The sequence below is a fragment of the Bowdeniella massiliensis genome (assembly GCF_023634005.1).
GTDB lineage: Bacteria > Actinomycetota > Actinomycetes > Actinomycetales > Actinomycetaceae > Bowdeniella > Bowdeniella massiliensis.
In genome coordinates this window covers 1-19,473 of record NZ_JALIQR010000012.1, presented here as the reverse complement: position 1 = coordinate 19,473, position 19,473 = coordinate 1, and the positions used below count along the sequence as shown (strand labels likewise).

Genomic DNA, 19,473 nt, shown 5'->3' with positions numbered 1-19,473 from the left:
CCTGCACCTCGGGATCGCATCGCGTGTCGCACGGCCGCCGGCACTCAACACGGGGCTCGCTTTCGTCGTCAAACGCGCTGGGAACGCCTGGTTGCGCAGACGACGGCTCACGTAATCGCACCCCGGTGAGGGCCTTGCCGGCGGCTGTGGAAGTGCCTGACGATTAGGCGTTGGCGCATACTATGTCAGAATCGAGATGAGCATCAGCACGCAATCACGAGTTCGAACGACAACAATGCTCCGTCCGAACAACCACCTCCGGGTCACCGATCCCGCTGAAGCCCTCGGAGTCGGGGAACTCCCCCTCCATCACGAGCCCCCACTCGACACCGGAAGAGTCAGATGATCGAGGAGGTTTGCGCAATGAGTAGGCATGGCAACCAGTTGCGCTCACCCTACGGCTACTCGACGCTGATCGAGTTAGGTATGGGAGTACCGTTCACTGCATACCTGACAATGAGACTGCTGAACGAACTCGTGACTAGCGGCGTAGTGCAGCTAATGCGTCCTCACAGGCGCTCGCAACGTCGGCAAGGCCAGCTTCCCGAGCATATCCGCGAAGCTCGCGAGTATTACGCACCCAATCGCGAAGGTCCTCTGACTCTTCTCTAGCGAGTATCGCCCTCGCTACTCGGTCCCACTCTTCTCTAGGCCAAGGCGAAACGCCGTCAAGGCTACTGGCAGCAGTGATTGCGGTAAGACGAAGGATGGATTGCTTTGCGTCTAGTGACCGAATGCATTTGGTATAGATTCTGAACCTGTCCAAGGAGGTCACGAAGACATACTCTCGGGACTGCGTGGTGACACAGATTCTTCCGAGATTGATCGAGCTTAAGAACATAGCACTGAGCCCCGCAGCGAGGGTCATCCAGTCCGGTTCAGGTCCACTCGCGTGAATGGTCACGTATTCGTCACTGACATCAACAGAGTCGCACTGGAGGTCGAATACACCCAGAAAGAGCGCGACCGCAGCGTCACGATCTCTAGGTGCCAGGCAATGACTGTAGTCAAAATCAACTCCGAGGCGCGCCATAGCGAGCGTGACACCCATGAAGGTAGCTATTGCAGTTTCGAGATAGGCGAGGAATCGGTCAATGAAATGATCAATCGAGAAGTCGTTGCCGTCGAACTTGAGACCGTGCTCGCTCAAATCAATGTCAGCGTGTGCTCCTGCGTTGCGTAACGCGGGAGTTAGATTCTCGTCTAAGAGTAGCTTAGGGTGAGCTGATGCCGCCTTTCCTATTACAGCTCCGCCATTTTTGTAATTCAGCCTCAAATACTCATCCGTCGAGTTCGAGAGGATAGTCGCTAGCGTGTGCTTCATTACGCCGTCGCGAAACGTGGCCACCGCTTCGACTGCCCGATGCGCTACTTCGAAGTCGCTGCAACCTTCCACAAGAACCCCTTGATGAGCAGACGCGGCCGCGCTACTGAGAAACGCCGCCGCACGAGCGTGCCGGCGCTTCCACTCTTCAGACTGCGCGAACTTCTTGCCGCCTATCCCGACAGCGACATCCGAAGCAGACATGATTTGAGCGAAAGACTCTAGATCGAAGGAGGTCAGAGCAACGGAGTGGATAATGTGTGCTTGGAACCCCATGCTCTCTGAGGCAGACTCCCATCCTGTTTCGACCCTTAACGCCTGGTCAAGCTCCTTCAGGGAGTGCCCATATCCTGCAAGTTGTCGTGCAGACTGGCCAATCGCGTTGAGCGCCTCCGAGGGCGATTCTTCCGAGAAGGCCTCGTCCGCTTGGTTTATGCGGTTGATCTCCACGAGTATGGTCGCTGCCTCGTCAAGAATCTTGTTACCCTGGCGCTCAAGCTCCTGGGCTGAGAGTATGTCGGGCGCTCTCAGTGCCTCTACGAAGAGATCCGCACCCTCCGCGAACTTCCGCAGCACGCGGCCTATGATTCTGCCACGATTTCGCTGTGGCCTAGGTAGTTCATTCTGCCAAGTGGCTACCAGTTGGTCCAGCAAGGCAAATGCCGCCACCAATGAATCGGCGGTGCGGTCTGTCCGGGAGGTATCGGCCAGGGCTTGGAGCACGCGCTTTATGGCTCGGTCTTGTTCCGTAACTAGCTTGTCTAGTTCAGGAGAGACATCGTGAACGGGCGGCCGTCTCTTATCCCGAAACTCAAAGACGAGGCGTTCCCGACGCTGGAGGTCATGCTGGACCTCATGGGGGTTCGGCTGTACCCCACAGTCGTGGCGTTCCCGCGCGAGCAACCGCACGCCGTTGCCTCCTGCGCAGGCAATAGTTCCGAATTTCAAGACTAACCGTTCCCTGCGCTTCCGTCGTCCCATGTATGTTCCCCCTGCCTCCGTCTTGGACTAGGTATCTCAGCAGATCATGGAGCACTGAGATGATGAAGGTGGCCAGTGCTGGTGATGGTTCACTAGCGCATTTCCGCGTAGGTGTTCCCGGAGGTTCCGGCGCGTGTGTCCCAGCGGGTGTGGCGGTGCCAATCATGATGCCGACGAGTGAGACGACACGGCTGACGTGGTTGGGGCGACCGGGCGCAGGAGCGTGGTGTTCCGGCTGGTACGTGTGTGATTCCGAGCCAGTTCATCCGCACCATCAGACGGCGAGGTGTAGGTGGGTGCCAGCACATTTATCAGTTGACAGCCAATGTTACGGAGAATCCCGCCAAGTGTACTGCGCAGTGACCTCGGATACCATTGCCCCCGGCTCTTTCCGAAGGGATTGCGGCTGTCGTCGACAAATTCGGTGGCTCGCGATTAGTCCCGAGTGATAAGGCGCGACGTGGTGGTGAGATCACTATCCATTTCGCCCAGCGCCGCAATCAGCGCGTCTCCGGCGGCTGTGAGCTCCTCATTGGTCATCGGATCTAAGCAGTCGAAGATGAAATACGCCGTGCTGGTCTCATCGCTCAATCCGGTGCGGCGGCCTTGCCGCCAGTTCCACCGTCGGCACGTGACGCCCTCGTCGTCACGCCACACCACTTCGCCAACCTCGGGATGTTCCATGACGACCTCGCCGCTTGCGACGACGTCGAAGTTCTCATCGCCGCGTGCTCGCACCAATTGTGGCGAGCCTCGGTAATGGTCGAAGTCCTCTCCCCCGATAGGCACCTGGTGCAGGACCGATATCGCGTTGTAGATATCGGTCAGTGCGTTGATCCGCGGCAGGCCCTTTTCCGCTCGGCGGGTCAGTGCTTCCAGCGAGTTTCGAGTGCGCTGCGGTTTCGCTCCGAAGGCACGGTAGGCCTCCCGCCAACTGGCGATATGCGGCAAGTCCTGAACGGCCGTTCCCGACAGCAGCCGCGCCGCGTACGCCTCGGCCTGGAGGAGCAGCTTCTCGGAGGCATCGTTGCTCGGTGAGCCCTTAATGCCTTCGACAACGATAAGCAGGACGCGGTAGTCCGGACGAAGATCGAATACGTCGCTAGCGACGGAGGCTCCGTCGAGAAATTCTTGCGCGGTTAGCTCCTTGGTACTCACCGGCACACTCCTATTTCTCGCTCGCGAATGGGTCCTCAAATCCGAGGTACATCACTTCTAAGTACTCTTCGATGCCTTCGAATCCGCCCTCACGCCCGACCCCGGAGTGCTTGACCCCACCGAAGGGTGCGGCGGCATTCGAGATGGTTCCGGAGTTGATGCCGAGCATTCCCACCTCTAGCCGCTCAGCCAGTCGGAGTGCACGGTCGATGGATCCGGTGTGCAGATAGCCTGCCAGCCCGAACATCGAGTCATTGCAGTAGCCGACCACTTCGTCCTCGGTCTCAAAGGGCACGATCGGGGCGACCGGGCCAAAGATCTCGTCCGTCACGAGCTCGGCCGTGGCTTTCAGGTTCGTCACGACGGTCGGCGGGTAGAAGAATCCCGCCCCATCGCTCTTCTCGCCTCCGGTCAGGACCTCGGCGCCCTCACTGCGGGCCTTGTCGACCATCTTGGCGATCGAATCGCGCTGTTCGTCAGAGACGATCGGACCGACATCGGTTTCCTCTTCCATACCGTCTCCGACGGTGAGCTCTTTAAACCTCGTGGCGAGGCGCTGGGAGAACTCATCGGCGATCGACGAGTGCACGTAGAACCGGTTGGCGGCATTGCATGCCTCCCCCATGTTCCGCAGTTTTGTGGCATGCGCAGCTTCCACAGCCTTGTCTAGGTCAGCGTCCTCAAAGACGATAAATGGCGCTGAGCCGCCAAGTTCCATCGAGGTGCGAACGACGTTGTCGGCACACTCCTTCATGAGAGCCATTCCAACGGGCGTCGAGCCCGTGAACGACAGCTTGCGCAGCCGGCGATCCTGGATGATCGGCCCGGTCAGGGGCCGCGCTTGCGACGCTGGGATGACGTTCACAACCCCGGCCGGGATCCCGACCTCCTCACACACCTTGACGAAGGCGAGTGCGGTGAGTGGCGTCAGGTGAGCGGGCTTGAGGATCGTTGTGCACCCGGCCGCGAGCGCCGGCGCGATCTTGCGCGTCGCCATCGCGAGCGGGAAGTTCCACGGCGTGATGAACAGCGACGGGCCGACCGGGCGCTTGAGGGTCAGGACCCGGAGATTTCCCTCGGGTGAGGAAGTGTAACGTCCGTTGATCCGCACGGCCTCTTCGGAAAACCACCGCAAGAATTCGGCGCCGTAGGCAACTTCGCCGTACCCCTCGGCAAGGGGCTTGCCCATCTCGAGGGTCATGAGCGTGGCGAACTCATCCTTGAGCTCCATCACGCGATCAAAGGCAGCCCGCAAGAGCTCAGCCCGCTCCCGCGGCGCGGTGCGCTGCCAGTCGTGCTGTGCCTCGCTGGCGGCGGCAAGCGCGGCCATGCCGTCTTCGGGGGCTGCATCCGCGACCGCGGCGAGAACCTCGCCGGTTGCGGGGTTGATGACGTCGAAGGTTGCACCCGATTCTGAGTCCTGCCACCGGCCGTTGATAAACAGCTGCGTCGGGGCGTAAGCGAGGGCTTTGTCGATGAGTTCGGTGCGGGACATGAGAACCTCCGATGGTCGTGCGTCGCGTTCCACAAATCATATATGACTTCCCACATGATGCTAGTAATGCTGTGGCCCAGGCCATAAAATCGCGTGCCATATCGCGGGAAATCGCTCCAGCCATTGTCCCAGATCACATAGCGTGTCGCACTATCTGAAAAGTACTACCCCGTATTTTCAGGCGAAACACCCCTTGACAGGACGTAGATCACACGGCAAGCTACTGGAAACCAGATCGTATATGACTTCGTAGATGGATCGAGAGGAATCCCTGTGGACGTCCTTACCCAGCGACTTGGCTTCCGACCCGGCAAGGTCATTGCCGTGCATTTGAGCTACCGATCACGCGCCGCACAGCGTGGCCGCACCCCCGCGCACCCTTCCTATTTCCTCAAGACATCCTCCTCTCTCGTCGGCTCTGGCGAGGTCACGCGCCCCGAAGGCACTGAGCTGCTCGGCTTCGAGGGCGAGATCGCAATCGTCATCGGCACCGATGCCCGAAACGTCTCCCCCGAGGACGCCTGGTCGCACGTCGGCTGGATCAGCGCCGCGAACGACCTCGGTCTGCACGACCTGCGCTACGCCGACAAAGGGTCCAATGTTCGCTCTAAAGGCGGCGACGGCTACACTCCCCTCGGTCCCGAGCTGCTCGACGCGAGCGATCTCGACCCGAACGCGATCGGTGTGCGCACGTGGCTGGACGGCGAGCTCGTCCAGGACGATTCCTCCGCCGGCATGCTCTTCAGCTTCGGCGAGATGATCGCCGACCTCTCGCGCTTCATGACGCTCGAGCGCGGCGATGTCATCCTCACCGGTACCCCGTCGGGCGCGTCGGTGGCTCAGCCCGGCCAGCGGATCGAGGTCGAGGTCTTCGACCAGCGCGAGCCCTCCCGCAGCTCCGGCCGCCTCGCGACCACCGTGATCGAGGGACCGGCACTGGCCGACGTCGGCAATCCGCCGAAGGTCGATGACAAGCAGCGCGCCGACGCCTGGGGCACCGAGCCCGAGAGCGCCGAGACCTTCGAGCTGACGGCCGAAATCCGCGAGCGGCTAAGCAACGTCGCCGTCGCGACCCTCTCGGCGCAACTGCGTAAGCGCGGGTTCAACGAGGTTTCGATTGATGGCGTGCACCCGCTGATCCCCGGCTCCAAGCTCATCGGGCGGGCGCGCACGCTGCGCTACCTGCCCTACCGCAAGGACGAGTTCGCAGCGCGCGGCGGCGGCTACAACGCACAAAAGCGCGCGATCGACTCCGTGGGCGAAGGCGAGGTCCTCGTCATGGACGCACGCCGCGTCGCGGACGCCGGAACACTCGGCGACATCCTCGCGCTGCGGGCCAAGACGCGCGGCGCGGCCGGCATCATCACCGATGGCTGCGTGCGCGACTATGCGCTCGTCGCCGAGCTCGGGATGCCCGTCTTCGCCGCCTCCCACCATCCGGCCGTCCTTGGCCGGCGGCACATCCCGTGGGAGACCGACGTCGACATTGCCTGCGGCGGCGCACTCGTGCGGGTCGGGGATGTCATCGTCGCCGACGACGACGGCCCGATCGTCATCCCGCCCGCCCTGCTCATGGACGTCCTGGAAGGCGCCGAGCAGCAGGAAGCCGAAGAAGAGTTCATTACTCAGATGGTCGCCGAGGGCAACTCCGTCGACGGCCTCTACCCCCTATCTGGCGCCTGGCGCGAGCGCTACGAGGCGTGGGCCTCGCAGCAGAAGTAGAAAGGACCCCCATGTCGTTGCGTGAGAGGCTCAGCGGATCTATCGCCCCGCTCTTTACCCCCTTTACTGACTCCGGCGAGGTCGACCACGACTCGCTGCGCCGCATGGTCGCCTGGCAGCACGCCCATGGCTCGGCCGGCATCTCCTTTGGCGGTTCCACGGGCGAGCCCAGCTCGCTATCGCTCGCCGAGCGGGCCGCGGCCCTGGAAACGATCAAGGACGCGATCGGCGATACCGGCATGTCCTTTGTTCCGGGCACGGGCTCGGCCAGCCTTGATGACACCCTCGAACTCACGGCCAAGGCCGTCGAACTCGGCGTGGATGCCGCACTCATCATCACGCCCTACTACTCCCGCCCCACCCAGGAGGCGCTCTACCAGTGGTATGGCACCGTCGCGCGCGAGTTCCCCGACCTGCCTCTCATCGCCTATAACGTGCCCTCCCGCACCGCGGTCGAGCTCGCCCCGGAGACCTTTGCGCGCATGTTCCGCGATTTCGACAACATCGTCGGGATTAAGGAAACGACGAAGGACTTCGAGCACTTCTCGCGCACGATGTTCCACTGCGGGAGCGAGGTCCTCATGTGGTCCGGCATCGAGCTCTTGTGCCTGCCGCTGCTCAGCCTTGGCGGCATCGGCTTCATCTCGGCGCTTGCTAATATCGCGCCGCAGGCCGTCGCCGATACCTACCGCCTCGCCGTCGAGGGCGATATGGAGGGCGCCCGCAAGTTGCACTACGGCGTGCACCCGCTCGTGGACCTGCTCTTCACCGAAACGAACCCCGCGCCCGCGAAGTGGCTCATGGCCGAGCGCGGCCTCATCTCGAGCCCGAACGTTCGCCCGCCGCTGATCAACCTGACCGATGCCGGCAAGGACAAGGTTCGCGCCCTCGCGGATCAGGCCGCCGACTACCTCACCGACGTCACGGACTAAGGAGAGTCATGACCGACGCTAAGCCCGCAAGCCTGCCCGAGCGCCTCCGCCATTACATCGGCGGAGAGCTCACCGATTCCGTCTCCGGCGAGACCTTCGACGTCCTGAACCCGGCGACGAACGAGGTCTACATCCAGTGCGCCGCCGGCGATAAAGCCGACGTCGATAAGGCGGTTGCCGCCGCCCGCGAGGCCTTCGACTCGGGGCCGTGGCCGAACCTCATGCCGCGCGAGCGCGCCCGCATTTTGTACAAGATCGCCGACGAGGTCCAGGCCCGCAATGCCGAGCTCGCCGAACGGGAGTCCTTCGACTCCGGGCTGCCGATTCGCCAGGCGAAAGGCCAGGCCGCCCGAGCCGCCGAGAACTTCCGCTTCTTCGCCGACCTCATCGTCGCCCAGATCGATGATGCCTTCCGCATGCCCGGCCGCCAGCTGAACTACGTCAACCGCAAACCCAAGGGCGTCGCAGGCCTCATCACGCCGTGGAACACGCCGTTCATGCAGGAGTCCTGGAAGCTCGCTCCGGCGCTCGCCTCCGGCTGCACCGTCGTACTCAAGCCCGCCGAGTTCACGCCGCTGTCGGCCGAACTGTGGACCGAGATCTTCGAAAATGCCGGACTGCCCACGGGCGTGTTCAACATCGTGCACGGCTTTGGCGAAACCGCCGGCGACGCGCTCGTCAAGCACGAGGACGTCAACCTCATTTCCTTCACGGGTGAGACGACCACCGGCCAGATCATCTTCGCTAACTGCGCGCCGACGATGAAGGCCATGAGCATGGAGCTCGGCGGCAAGTCCCCGGCCATCATCTTCGAGGACGCGGACTTCGAAGCCGCCCTCGATTCGACCCTCTTCGGCGTCTTTTCCCTCAACGGCGAGCGCTGCACCGCCTCCTCCCGCCTGCTCGTCCAGCGATCGATCTACGACGACTTCGTCGCCGCCTATGCGGAACGCGCAAAGAAGGTCAAGGTCGGCCCGCCCTCGGATGAGGCGAGCGAGATCGCCGCGCTCGTGCACCCCGAACACTACGAGCGCGTCATGAACTACGTCGAGATCGGCAAGTCCGAGGCCCGTCTCGTGGCCGGCGGCAAGCGCCCCGAGAATCTGCCGGTTGGCAACTACCTGGAGGCCACCGTCTTCGCCGACGTGCCGCGCGAGGCACGCATCTTCCAAGAAGAGATCTTCGGGCCGGTCGTGGCGATCACGCCCTTTGATACCGAAGCCGAAGCAATCGAGCTTGCCAACGACGTGAAATACGGCCTCGCGGCCTACGTATGGACCCGCGATGTCACCCGCGCCCACACCGTCGCCCACCAGATCGAATCGGGCATGGTGTGGATCAACTCCCACAACGTCCGCGATTTACGCACCCCCTTTGGCGGGGTCAAGGGCTCGGGCCTCGGCCAGGAAGGCGGCTACCGCTCGCTGGAGTTTTATTCCACCCAGCAGGCCATCCACGTCACCCTGGGCGACGTCCACACCACGCGCTTCGGCGCCACCGGATACACCGATAACGATCCGGGCCTCGCGGGCCCGGGCTGCTGATCCCCTTAAGGAGAACCCCATGAGCGAGATCCCCGTCCCCGCGGCGCCGGCTCCCGATGTGCTGCGCTGCGCCTACATGGAGCTGCTTGTCACCGATCTTGACGCCTCGCGCGAGTTCTACGTCGACATCCTCGGTCTGGTTGTCACCCACGAAGACGACGAAGCCATCTACCTGCGCTCCTTCGAGGAGTTCATCCACCACAACCTCGTGCTGCGCAAGGCCGAGCAGGCCGGCGTCGCCGTCTTTTCCTACCGGGTGCGCAGCCAGGAGGATGTCGATCGCGCGGAGGCCTACTATCAGGAGCTCGGCTGCGAGACCCGCCGCGGCGACTTCACTCGCGGCGTACGCAACGCCGTGCGCGTCGTTGACCCCCTCGGTTTTCCCTACGAGTTCTTCTACGAGGTCGACCACGTCGAGCGCCTGGCCTGGGCGTACGACCAGATGGGCCCCGGCGCCCTCGTCCGCCTCGACCACTTCAACCAGGTCTACCCGGACGTCGTCAAAGGCGCCGCCTACCTCGAGGCGCTCGGCTTCAAGCGCACCGAGGACATCAAAGACGCGGAAGGCACGACGTATGCCGCGTGGTTCTGTCGCAAGCAGACCGTGCACGATACGGCGCTGACCGGCGGCGATGGCCCGCGCATGCACCACGTCGCCTTTTCCACCCACGAAAAGCACAACATCCTCTACATCTGCGACAAGCTCGGTGCCCTGCGCAAATCGGATTCGATCGAGCGCGGCCCCGGGCGCCACGGCGTATCCAACGCCTTCTACCTCTACCTGCGCGACCCCGACGGTCACCGCGTGGAGATCTACACCCAGGACTACTACACCGGCGATCCGGACAACCCGGTCGTCACGTGGGACGTCCACGACAACCAGCGACGCGACTGGTGGGGGCACGCCGTGGTCCCCTCCTGGTACACGGAAGCCTCCCTCGTCATGGACTTGGACGGCAACCCGCAGCCCGTCACCGCGCGCAAGGAGGACTCCGAAATGGAGGTCACCATTGGCGCCGACGGTTTTTCCTACACCCGCAAAGACGACACCGAAGAAGGCTTCAAACTCGGCCACCAGGTCTGAGGAGCCCCAACCCTGATGGAGTGAAGTGACATGAAAAAGACCAAGGTCGGCCTGTTTGCCGCCCTCGCGGGATCGGCCCTCGTGCTGTCCGCGTGCGGCGGTGGCGGCATCGTAAGTGACGGCGGCGGCCAAGGTGGCGGAGCAACCTCCGATTCCACCGCCACCGGCGATGCCTCCGGCGAGAGCGTTGAGCTCAACATGGTGACGATGGTTCAGCCCCACACCCCCAATGCGCCCGTCCAGAACTGGTTCCTCGATCAGATCGAAGAACGCAGCAACGGCCGCATTAAGGTCAACCGCACCGAACCGGACTCGATCTGTAAGCCCGCCGAGGTCGCCGAATGCGTGCGCGATGGCCGCGCCGATATCGGCACCTCGATCTCGGATTACACCCCGCAGCTCTTCCCGACGATGTCGGTCGCGACGATCCCGTTCATGGCGGATAACTCGCAGGCCTTCATGGAAGCGATCTACAAGGCGAACACCGAAAATGAGGACGCCAAGGCCGCGTGGGATGACTCCGGCATCAAGCTCATCGCCGCCTGGCACCCCGGGCTGACGATCATCGGCACCAACGGCAAGGTCTCCTCGATCGAGGACATCAAGGGCAAGCGCTTCCGCGTCACCGGCGCCTACCTGCAGCAGGCCTTCGAAAAGGTCGGCGCCAACGTCGTCGCGCTGCCCGCCAACGAAACCTATGAGGGTGTCGAGCGCGGCCTCGCCGACGCGGTGTCCTGGACGATGGATGGCCCCGTGGACTACAAGCTCATGGAGCAGCTGAAGGACTGGGCGCTGCCCGGCGCTGGCGTGTACACGACGTTCGCGATCTGGCTCAACAGCGAGAAGTTCGAGGCCATGCCCGATGACCTGAAGAAGGTCGTCGAGGACGTCCAGGCCGATCTCATCGCCGGTGAGGGCATGAAGGCCTTCAACGAGGCGACCGAAGCGCAGTGCGACGCGATGCTGGAATACTCCGGAGTCGAGTCCTTCACCGCCTGGGACGAAAGCGCCACGGCCGAGTGGAAGGACCAGGTCCTGGACGACCTGCTCGCAGCCTGGCAGCAGCAGGCCGCCTCCGATGGCCTTGCTAATCCCGAGAAGTTCCTCGCCGACTACCGCGCCGCCTATGACGAAGCGGCCGCCAAGCCGGACATCGTTGAGGATCCCGTCAAGAAGTGCATCGAGCGCTTCGCTAACCGCTAACCGGTAGGTGGGGGCACGCACGTGCCCCCACCCCGCCCCCGCCCGCTCGACAAAGGACAGTCGGATGGAAAAACCCATTAAGGCCCTCACCTCCGCGCTCGGTATTCTCGCGACGCTGGCCACCCTCGTGATGATGGTCGCCATCGCCATCGACGTCGTCTACCGCGCCCTGTACAACCGTTCAGTGCCCGGCGTCCTGGAGATCTCCGAAACCGCGCTCGTCACTGCCGTCTTCCTCGGACTGGCCTATACCGGAGCGACGAACTCCCACATTGCCGTCGACCTCCTCACCGAGCGCCTGCCCGCTCGCGTTACGCGCTGGGTGCTGACCGTAGCGTGGCTGCTGTCGACGATCTTCCTCGGCTGGATCACCTATGCGACCTTCGTGCGAGCCTCCGCATCACTTGCCGCGGGCGAAAAGCGCATGGGCCTCGTGGCCTGGCCGATCTGGCCGGCGCGCTGGATCATCGTCGTCGGCCTAGCCGCGATGCTCCTCGTGTCCGTCGTCAACCTGCTGCGCGTCGCGCTCGGCAAGGAGGTGCTCGGCGTCGATGAGCGGATGACCTACGCGACGGACCACCCCTATGAATACGTCACGGGCGAGGCCGGCGACTACGACGAGTCCGCACAAATCTCCGACGCCGAGGCCGCTCGGCTGGCCAGCGAAGCCGCAACCGAAAAGGATGACCGATGACCGTCACAACGCTCGTAATCCTCGTCATCGTCATCATGCTCGTTATGCTGGCGCTGCGAATGCCGGTGGCCTTCGCCCTCGGCCTGTCCGGCGCCCTTGGCCTGTTTGCCCTTCGCGGCGACGCGTTTGCCACGCGGACCCTCGGCTCCGCCCCCTTTGCCGAAACCGCGACATTCTCGCTGACGATCATCCCGATGTTCATTCTCATGGGCATGTTCGCGGTCAAGGCTCGGGTCGCCGAGCAGGTCTATAAGGTCGCCGCACACGTATTTCGCCACTTCCCCGGCGGCCTCGGTGTCGCCACGGTCATGGCCTGCGCCGGGTTCGCCGCTGTCTCCGGCTCTTCTATAGGCACGGCCGCGACGATGTCCCGGCTGAGCGTCGGAGAAATGCAGCGCCACGGCTACCGCACTTCGATGGCCACGGCGACCGTTGCGGTGGCCGGGACGCTCGGCGTTCTCATCCCGCCCTCGGTGATCCTCGTGCTGTATGCGATCATGACGCGCGAGTCCGTCGCGAAGGTCCTGGCCGCCGGCATTATTCCGGGCATCCTGTCCGCCTGCGCCTACGCCCTGTACATCATCATTGCTTCGCGCTCGGACCGTTCGAAGGTTCGTGCCAAGCAACTCGATCGCGCCCTCGTCCAGGCGTCCGGTGCGCCCGCCGGCGCCCGCGAGCAGGCCGCCGAGCCCCGCTCGGAGACGGTCAATCCGCCTGACACCCGGTGGCGCGACTTGCCGATGCGCGGCGTCGTGCGGGTCGGAATCTTGTTCTTCATCGTGCTCGGTGGTATGTACTCCGGCATTTTCACCCCCACCGAGTCGGCCGCGATCGGTGCGCTCGCTGCGGGCATCATGCTCGTCGCGGAGATGTACAAGGAGGGCTGGAAGGCGACCTCGCGCGCAATCGTGGAAGCGTTGAAAGAGACCGCCGGCACCACCTCGATGGTGTTCGCAATCATCGTTGGCTCGGCCATCTTGTCGGTCTTCTTCGTCGCGGCCCGAGTCCCGCACATGCTCACCGAGGCCGTGATCTCCGCGGGATGGAGTCCCCACGTGACGATGGGACTGCTGCTGCTCGCGCTCATTCCGCTCGGGATGGCGCTAGAGTCGATCTCGATCCTCGTCATCACGGTGCCGCTGCTCTACCCCGTCGCGACCGAGCTCGGTTTCGATGGCATCTGGCTCGCGATCCTCATCGTCAAGCTCATCGAGATCGGCATGGTGACACCTCCCGTCGGCATCAACTGCTTCGTTGTGGCGGGCGCCTCCGGGGTGCGAGTCACCGAGATCTTCAAGGGCGTGTTGCCGTTTGTCATCGTCGAGCTCATCCTCGTCGTCATCTTGTTCTTTGTCCCCCAGCTATCCCTGTGGCTGCCCTCGTTGGTCTCGGTCTAGCGCTTGCGAGCCTAGGATCGAAGCGGAACTCACCTGAGGAAGGTCACTGGAATGACACAATTACCGCCGCGGGCGTTATCGAAGTCCGAGCTCGTTTATCGCGAGCTACGCGACCGGATCATCAGCGGGCGCATCACCGCCGGATATCGCCTGGTGCTCGACAAGATCGCCAAGGATCTCGGCGTCTCCACGGTCCCCGTCCGGGAAGCAATTCGCCGCCTGGAAGCCGAAAAGCTCGTGACGTTCACCCCGAACGTTGGGGCGGAGGTCGCCTCCATCGATGTCCACGACTATGCAGACGCGATGCAAACCCTCGCCGTGCTGGAGGGGGTGGCCACCGCGCTGGCCGCCGCTCACATCACGCGCGAGCAGCTGGATCAGGCCGGTGCAACGAACGACCAGATGCGCATGTTGGCCGAAGGCAACTTCGATCCGCGGCTGTTTACTGACTTGAACCAGCGCTTCCACCAGCAGCTGTGCCACGCCTGCCCCAACCGGTATCTCAACGAGATCCTCGATCGCGAATGGGAGCGGGTCTCGGTGATCCGCCGCAACACCTTCGCCTTCGAGCCGGTGCGCTCCCTGACCTCAGTCCAAGAGCACGACCATATTTTGACTCTGCTTCGTTCCGGATCCGGCGCCGAGGAGGTGGAACGAGCAGCCCGAGCCCACAAGTTGCGAGCGCTCAACCAATTCATGCAATCACGACCCGCGTCCTAATTCGTTCATCATTCCAGTTCCCTTTCCCGTAGCCCCCCACACAGCAGTGAGGAGAAACCAGTGCAGTTCCACCACCACGGTTACGTCTCGACCGATCCCCGCGTCCTGCCCGCAGCAGGCATTGGCATCAACCGCAGCGAGGACCTTCCCGACACCATGGACGTCCTCATCGTCGGGGCCGGCCCCGCGGGCATGATCACGGCCGCACAGCTCGCCCAGTTCGGTGACATCTCGGCCTATCTTGTGGAGCGCCGCGACGGCCGCCTGCAGATCGGCCAGGCCGACGGCATCCAGGCCCGCAGCGTCGAGACCTTCCAAGCTTTTGGCTTCGCCGATCGGATCTCCGCGGAGGCCTACCACATCACCGAAATGTGCTTTTGGAAGCCCGACCCGCACAACCCCGAAAACATCGTGCGCACCGCTCGCACCCCCGATGATGAGCATGGCATCTCCGAGTTTCCTCACCTCATCGTCAACCAGGCCCGAGTCCTGGACTACTACGCGGAGTACGCGAAGAACGGCCCGGCTCGCCTCACCCCGAACTGGGGCTGGGAGTTTAAGGGGCTTGAGATCGATCGCGACGAGGAGTATCCGGTCACCGTGACCCTCATCGGCGCGGGTGCAGAGAACTCGGGGCAGGAGCGGACTGTCCGCGCGAAGTATGTCCTCGGCGCCGACGGTGCCCGCTCCAAAGTGCGCGACGCCATCGGAGCCCAGCATGTCGGTGGCGTCTCCTACCATGCCTGGGGCGTCATGGATGTCTTAGCTGTCACCGACTTCCCGGACGTGCGCATCAAATGCGCGATCCAGTCCAAGGCCGGCTCCATCTTGCACATTCCGCGCGAAGGTGGCTACCTCTTCCGCATGTACGTCGATCTCGGAGAAGTCGCCGCCGATGACAATCGCAAGGTGCGCGAAACCCCGCTCGAGACAATCATCGCCAAGGCGAACGAGATCATTAAGCCCTACTCGCTCGACGTCAAGGATGTCGCGTGGTGGTCCGTCTACGAAGTCGGCCACCGCGTAACCGACCGGTTTGATGATGTTCCGAGCGAGCAGGTCGCAGAGCTCACCCCGCACGTCTTCATCGCGGGCGATGCCTGCCACACCCACAGCGCAAAGGCCGGCCAGGGCATGAACGTGTCGATGCAGGACGGCTTCAACCTCGCATGGAAGATCCGCCAGGTCGTGCAGGGCCTGTCCCCCGCCTCGCTGCTGTCGACCTATACCGCAGAGCGCCAGGAGATTGCCCAAAACCTCATCGACTTCGACCGGGAGTGGTCCTCGATGATGGCAGCCAAGCCCGAGGATCTCGAAAGCCCGTCGGCGCTGGAGGAATACTACGTCCGGACCGCCGAGTTCCCCGCTGGCTTCATGACGCAATACAAGCCGTCAATGATCGTCGGCGAAGCGACCCACCAGGATCTGGCCGCAGGGTATCCGATCGGTAAGCGCTTCAAGTCTTACAAGGTCACGAGGCTGTCGGATTCGAACCCGCTGCATCTCGGTCACCTGCACCGCGCCGATGGGCGCTGGCGGATCTATGTCTTTGCCGACGCGCCCGCGCCGGGTGAGGACTCCAAAGTCGCCGCGCTCGCTGACTTCCTCGCCTCCGACCCTGCCTCGCCCGTGCTCGCTCACACGCCCGAGGGCCAGGACCTCAACTCGCTGTTTGATGTCAAGGTCATCTACCAGCAGAACTACACCGATGTCGACGTCCTGAAGGTGCCGAAGGCCTTCAAGACACCGAACGGCCCCTTCGGCCTCATCGACCAGGACCAGATCTTCGCGACAAACCCGGACCACGACATCTTCGCCGGCCGCGAGATCAGCCGCGACGGAGCAATCATCGTCGTGCGCCCTGACCAGTACGTCGCGACGATCCTGCCGCTGGATGCACCTGAGGAGCTTGCGGCGTTCTTCCGCCCGATCTTTACTCCCTAGAACGCTGGGGCGCTGCGCGAAAAGCGACGTCGTAGGCCGTCCAGATGACGTCGATGACGAAGATGATCGTCCACACGCGTAACGCCCCCGGAGCAATGCTCACCAGGGATAGCCCGTCCGAACTACTCGGCAGCGGCGTCGAATCCTGACCGATAAGCCTGCGCGTCACCGTAGGAATGAACGCGAGCGCGAGCAGCATCGCTGGGAGGTAAATCCCCGCGTGCCAAGCGAGATCGCTGAGCAGTTCGGGCTCGCGCTGCACATGCTGATGCGCGATGACGAGGCGTTCAACGCCCAGGCGGTCGCGAGTATCGCGGCCCACCTGGACTCGCTCGCCTAGCTCTACCAGAACGCTCGCATCGCGATCGCATCGGCGAACGCTTCGGCGGCCTTGTGGTCCGAGGTGAGGTAGAGGTTGCAATCAAAGAGCGATACTTCGAGAATCTCGAGCTCGTCATCGCCAGCGACCATGTCAATGCGGCAGTAAATGAGCTGCTCGTCGCGCCCCAACAGCTGCTTGATCGACTCGTGCAGCGCTGCCCGCACATCCTCACCGCGGGTGCGCTCCCCCGACGTAATCGCGTGCGGGTGCGCCCGGTTGCGGTGAACGGTCGGCCGAGCGCCGTTCGGCGAATCGAGAATCGTGTCCTTTTCGACGGCGTGCGAGAGCAGACCGTTGAAGAAAATCAGCGAAATCTCACCGCGCTCTTCCATCGAAACGAGATAGCGCTGAACCATCGCTGCGTGCCCGTTGTCCAAGATCTCCATCGCGTGCTGGATTGCCGCCATGCGGGAGTAAGCTTCACGCGCCGTGTACCGGCCCGTCGAGTGCTGGCCCGAGGAGACCGCAGGCTTGACGACGAAGTCGCCGCCCGCAGGAAAACGCGTGTGGACCTGGTGCTTGGACAGATCCTGGTGCACCTCGAGCCACGTCGTTTCGATCGTCGGCAGCCCGCGACCGGCGAGTTCATGCAGGTAGTGCTTGTCCGAATTCCATTCCAAAATGGTCGGGTTATTGAGCAGCTTCGGAACGGTATGTGCCCACTCGAAGAATTCCTTCCGACGCGGGGCGTAGTCCGGAACGGTGCGAATGATGCACAGGCCAGCCTCATCCCAGTTCACATCCGGGTCGTCCCAGATGGCGATCTGAACATCGATTCCGCGCTCTTCCAGCAGCGGGGGCAGGACCTGATCATCTTCGCTCAGCTCGGGAAGCTCCCGGCCTGTCACAAGGGTTACTCTTGGCTTCGACACGGCACCAGGTTATCGCTTTTGGTTGCCCCTAGCCCCGCGATGGTGCTTCAGGGGGAACGCCGCGGCCACTTCCGGGATGTGAATCGCGTCGCGTCGGCGCAATACGCTGAGAAATCCAGCGCGGCACCGCTTCCAGCGGGCCGATCCGGAAATTCGCCAGGTACATCGGAGAGAGCAGACATACGAGCGCGATCTGAATCGCCCACACCCCGATATCGAGGTAGGCCAGGTGCGGCTCGAGGTTTTCCAGGAAGCCGATCATCCGGTCGGAGGCAAAGATGTGGACGACGTACCACGTGAGCGTGAGCTGGCCAACGCCCGCGAGGACGGTCAGGGCCTTGCCCGCAATCCCGCGCGCGTTCTCGACGGCCCACGAGCACAGGGCAACACCTGCAACGACGATCAGCGCCGAGCTGATGATGTTGACGTAACTGCCGGAATAGGCCTCCCAGGTCAGGAGGCGATCGGTAAAGAGCGTGGCGCGATCGCGAGTCAGTATATCGACGCCGAGCGCGATTGCTGCACCGATGATTGCAGCGCCTGCGACGGCAAGGTAGCGACGCTGCGCGTTCACGACGAGCCGGACGTACATAATGCCGACGAGTCCATAGGTCACCCAGGCGACGAACGGGTATGGGTCGGCGACCATGAGCGAAATGTACGCCGCGGGCCGCACGACATCGAAGAAGTCCGGGCTGTAGAGCGGGCGACCCCAATCGTAGGCAACATTTGCTGCTGTCAGGAGCGGCCCGACGATTACGAACAAAGCGAGAATCGCGGCGACGATCGAGGTGCGAGCCGGCACGATCGCCCGACACACTAGCGTCAGGAGGCCAAGCGTCACGAGGATGACGGCGATTCGGGTCGCCCACCAACCCACGGCTAGGCCGAGCACAATGAGGAATCCAGCCCGAATCAGGACCGGCAGCCAGGATGTGTCGTTGCGCCGCTTAGCCGCCTCATATTCCAGCTGCGCCCCCGCACCAATGAGGACCGCGAACGCCACCGCATGGAAGTCGGCCATGATCCGCACGATGAACCACGAAGCCGTCGTGTCTGAACCCATGAGGTGATTGCCCATGATGCCAAAGAGGGCGAGGGCGCGCGCCACATCGAGGCCGCCAATGCGGGGCCTCGAGTGGCCAATGCGTGGACGAGCGGTCATCGGCGTCTACCTTTACGAAACTGCGAAATCCCAGGCTGCGTGCGCAGCCATTGCCGGCCAGAGTTTGCCCGTCACACGCCGCACGCAGTAGAACGCGACGCCTGCAAGCATCGTAAAGACTACCTGCTGCACGACCTGGACCGCGCTCGGGTCAAGCAGAATATTGGGCACGTGCCACAGCCCGAACAGCGCCGAGGACACCGCAATTACCGCACCTTTACTGAGTCCAACGCCACGCAGCTCCGTAATGGCCCAGCCGCGCATGAGCAGCTCTACCGCGAATCCGACGAAGGCGGCCATGATGGCGATCGAAAGCAAGAGCGACGGGCTTGACTCGTGCAGCGTCGTCACGCGCCGCACGAGCTGCGCGGCAAGCAGCACCACGCTGACCCGACGCTCTATGAGTTCACCGGTGGCGGCCCCGCGAGCGTCGAAGAACTCAAGCGCCGCTACGCCATTCAGACCCGCGGCAATTCTGCCGACGGCGCCGAAGAGTGGATCAACCTCGTGGTCGTCCTTGAGCCGGGGTACACGCCCATCGGCTACGTCCAAGCCACGCTGCCTCGAGGGCGAGGCTATGCGGAGATTGCTTGGGTCATCGGGCGAAAGTAGCAAGTCAAAGGATACGCGAACCGTGCGGCCCGCCTGCTCGTCGAGCACCTCGAGCAACGCGGTGTCCAAGCCTTGGTCGCCCACATTCATCCGTGCCACGACGCATCCCAAGCGATCGCGCGAAGTCTGGGGATGCATCGCACCGACACCGTCGTCGACGGAGAGCAACCGTGGCAGCGCTGCCTCGAAAACAACAAGCCCCTACCAGCGAACTGACAGGGGCCGAAAGTGGTGGGGTTCGGGG

Annotated in this window: 18 protein-coding genes and 1 pseudogene; 12 read left to right on the top strand and 7 right to left on the bottom strand. The window is 63.1% G+C overall.

Features of this window, described 5'->3' with window-relative positions; genetic code table 11:
- Positions 1 to 481 precede the first annotated feature (481 nt).
- A complete protein-coding gene (locus MUN85_RS09165; RefSeq protein WP_250506434.1) occupies positions 482 to 1,900 on the bottom strand; it encodes a hypothetical protein in 1,419 nt (472 codons plus the stop codon).
- A 204-nt stretch (positions 1,901 to 2,104) separates the two neighbouring features.
- Here MUN85_RS09165 and MUN85_RS09160 point away from each other — a divergent pair, with 204 nt between their 5' ends.
- Positions 2,105 to 2,278: a hypothetical protein gene (locus MUN85_RS09160; protein ID WP_250506433.1), complete on the top strand. Its 174-nt coding sequence runs from the start codon at positions 2,105 to 2,107 to the stop codon at positions 2,276 to 2,278.
- A 462-nt stretch (positions 2,279 to 2,740) separates the two neighbouring features.
- On the opposite strand, the gene MUN85_RS09155 is transcribed toward MUN85_RS09160, so the two are convergent.
- Together MUN85_RS09155 and MUN85_RS09150 are read right to left on the bottom strand one after the other, a co-directional pair.
- Positions 2,741 to 3,463 carry a B3/B4 domain-containing protein gene (locus MUN85_RS09155; RefSeq protein ID WP_250506432.1) on the bottom strand — a complete coding sequence of 241 codons (723 nt, stop codon included), beginning with the start codon at positions 3,461 to 3,463 and terminating at the stop codon, positions 2,741 to 2,743.
- A 10-nt stretch (positions 3,464 to 3,473) separates the two neighbouring features.
- On the bottom strand, positions 3,474 to 4,958 hold the full coding sequence (locus tag MUN85_RS09150) for an NAD-dependent succinate-semialdehyde dehydrogenase (protein ID WP_250506431.1): 1,485 nt from the start codon (positions 4,956 to 4,958) through the stop codon (positions 3,474 to 3,476).
- 273 nt (positions 4,959 to 5,231) lie between these two features.
- Between MUN85_RS09150 and MUN85_RS09145 the strand changes: the two genes are divergently transcribed.
- The 9 genes from MUN85_RS09145 to MUN85_RS09105 all read left to right on the top strand — a co-directional run bounded on the left by MUN85_RS09145 (position 5,232) and on the right by MUN85_RS09105 (position 16,198).
- On the top strand, positions 5,232 to 6,680 hold the full coding sequence (locus tag MUN85_RS09145; protein WP_250506430.1) for a fumarylacetoacetate hydrolase family protein: 1,449 nt from the start codon (positions 5,232 to 5,234) through the stop codon (positions 6,678 to 6,680).
- 11 nt (positions 6,681 to 6,691) lie between these two features.
- A complete protein-coding gene (gene dapA / locus MUN85_RS09140; protein WP_092566015.1) occupies positions 6,692 to 7,612 on the top strand; it encodes a 4-hydroxy-tetrahydrodipicolinate synthase in 921 nt (306 codons plus the stop codon).
- An 8-nt stretch (positions 7,613 to 7,620) separates the two neighbouring features.
- Positions 7,621 to 9,156 carry a 5-carboxymethyl-2-hydroxymuconate semialdehyde dehydrogenase gene (gene hpaE, locus MUN85_RS09135; protein ID WP_250506429.1) on the top strand — a complete coding sequence of 512 codons (1,536 nt, stop codon included), beginning with the start codon at positions 7,621 to 7,623 and terminating at the stop codon, positions 9,154 to 9,156.
- Between the two features lie 19 nt (positions 9,157 to 9,175).
- A complete protein-coding gene (gene hpaD, locus MUN85_RS09130) occupies positions 9,176 to 10,240 on the top strand; it encodes a 3,4-dihydroxyphenylacetate 2,3-dioxygenase (RefSeq protein ID WP_250506428.1) in 1,065 nt (354 codons plus the stop codon).
- A 30-nt stretch (positions 10,241 to 10,270) separates the two neighbouring features.
- Positions 10,271 to 11,443: a TRAP transporter substrate-binding protein DctP gene (gene dctP / locus MUN85_RS09125; RefSeq protein WP_250506427.1), complete on the top strand. Its 1,173-nt coding sequence runs from the start codon at positions 10,271 to 10,273 to the stop codon at positions 11,441 to 11,443.
- Between the two features lie 64 nt (positions 11,444 to 11,507).
- Positions 11,508 to 12,137 (top strand): TRAP transporter small permease, encoded by a 630-nt coding sequence (locus MUN85_RS09120; protein ID WP_250506426.1) that lies wholly within the window; start codon positions 11,508 to 11,510, stop codon positions 12,135 to 12,137.
- Positions 12,134 to 13,534 (top strand): TRAP transporter large permease, encoded by a 1,401-nt coding sequence (locus MUN85_RS09115; protein ID WP_250506425.1) that lies wholly within the window; start codon positions 12,134 to 12,136, stop codon positions 13,532 to 13,534. Before MUN85_RS09120 ends, MUN85_RS09115 begins: the two co-directional genes overlap by 4 nt.
- Positions 13,535 to 13,585: 51 nt before the next feature.
- Positions 13,586 to 14,254, top strand: a complete 669-nt coding sequence (locus MUN85_RS09110) for a GntR family transcriptional regulator (RefSeq protein WP_092566002.1) — start codon at positions 13,586 to 13,588, stop codon at positions 14,252 to 14,254.
- Between the two features lie 60 nt (positions 14,255 to 14,314).
- Complete coding sequence (locus MUN85_RS09105; RefSeq protein ID WP_250506424.1) at positions 14,315 to 16,198, top strand: FAD-binding monooxygenase; 1,884 nt, start codon at positions 14,315 to 14,317, stop codon at positions 16,196 to 16,198.
- Here the strand turns inward: MUN85_RS09105 and MUN85_RS09100 are convergent.
- The 4 genes from MUN85_RS09100 to MUN85_RS12950 all read right to left on the bottom strand — a co-directional run bounded on the left by MUN85_RS09100 (position 16,188) and on the right by MUN85_RS12950 (position 18,968).
- The gene (locus MUN85_RS09100; RefSeq protein ID WP_250506423.1) at positions 16,188 to 16,397 is read right to left on the bottom strand and encodes a hypothetical protein; all 210 of its coding nucleotides are present in this window, start codon (positions 16,395 to 16,397) and stop codon (positions 16,188 to 16,190) included. The two genes, MUN85_RS09105 and MUN85_RS09100, sit on opposite strands and share 11 nt — an antisense overlap.
- Positions 16,398 to 16,540: 143 nt before the next feature.
- Entirely contained in the window at positions 16,541 to 17,452 is a 912-nt protein-coding gene (locus MUN85_RS09095; RefSeq protein WP_250506422.1) for an ATP-grasp domain-containing protein, read from the bottom strand.
- A gap of 28 nt (positions 17,453 to 17,480) precedes the next feature.
- Positions 17,481 to 18,617: a DUF418 domain-containing protein gene (locus tag MUN85_RS09090; RefSeq protein WP_250506421.1), complete on the bottom strand. Its 1,137-nt coding sequence runs from the start codon at positions 18,615 to 18,617 to the stop codon at positions 17,481 to 17,483.
- Between the two features lie 12 nt (positions 18,618 to 18,629).
- Positions 18,630 to 18,968, bottom strand: a complete 339-nt coding sequence (locus MUN85_RS12950; RefSeq protein ID WP_348647973.1) for a CPBP family intramembrane glutamic endopeptidase — start codon at positions 18,966 to 18,968, stop codon at positions 18,630 to 18,632.
- Between MUN85_RS12950 and MUN85_RS12945 the strand changes: the two genes are divergently transcribed.
- Together MUN85_RS12945 and MUN85_RS13070 are read left to right on the top strand one after the other, a co-directional pair.
- On the top strand, positions 18,954 to 19,229 hold the full coding sequence (locus MUN85_RS12945; RefSeq protein ID WP_250506419.1) for a hypothetical protein: 276 nt from the start codon (positions 18,954 to 18,956) through the stop codon (positions 19,227 to 19,229). The genes MUN85_RS12950 and MUN85_RS12945 overlap by 15 nt on opposite strands.
- An 18-nt stretch (positions 19,230 to 19,247) precedes the next feature.
- A pseudogene (locus MUN85_RS13070) lies at positions 19,248 to 19,445 on the top strand (hypothetical protein); the annotation flags it as partial.
- Positions 19,446 to 19,473 lie beyond the last annotated feature (28 nt).

Coding starts and splice junctions, on each gene's coding strand:
- MUN85_RS09150 (WP_250506431.1), bottom strand. CDS start 4,958: ATGTCCCGCACCGAACTCATCGACAAAGCCCTCGCTTACGCCCCGACG.
- dapA (WP_092566015.1), top strand. CDS start 6,692: ATGTCGTTGCGTGAGAGGCTCAGCGGATCTATCGCCCCGCTCTTTACC.
- hpaE (WP_250506429.1), top strand. CDS start 7,621: ATGACCGACGCTAAGCCCGCAAGCCTGCCCGAGCGCCTCCGCCATTAC.
- hpaD (WP_250506428.1), top strand. CDS start 9,176: ATGAGCGAGATCCCCGTCCCCGCGGCGCCGGCTCCCGATGTGCTGCGC.
- dctP (WP_250506427.1), top strand. CDS start 10,271: ATGAAAAAGACCAAGGTCGGCCTGTTTGCCGCCCTCGCGGGATCGGCC.
- MUN85_RS09120 (WP_250506426.1), top strand. CDS start 11,508: ATGGAAAAACCCATTAAGGCCCTCACCTCCGCGCTCGGTATTCTCGCG.
- MUN85_RS09115 (WP_250506425.1), top strand. CDS start 12,134: ATGACCGTCACAACGCTCGTAATCCTCGTCATCGTCATCATGCTCGTT.
- MUN85_RS09110 (WP_092566002.1), top strand. CDS start 13,586: ATGACACAATTACCGCCGCGGGCGTTATCGAAGTCCGAGCTCGTTTAT.
- MUN85_RS09100 (WP_250506423.1), bottom strand. CDS start 16,397: ATGCTGCTCGCGCTCGCGTTCATTCCTACGGTGACGCGCAGGCTTATC.
- MUN85_RS09090 (WP_250506421.1), bottom strand. CDS start 18,617: ATGACCGCTCGTCCACGCATTGGCCACTCGAGGCCCCGCATTGGCGGC.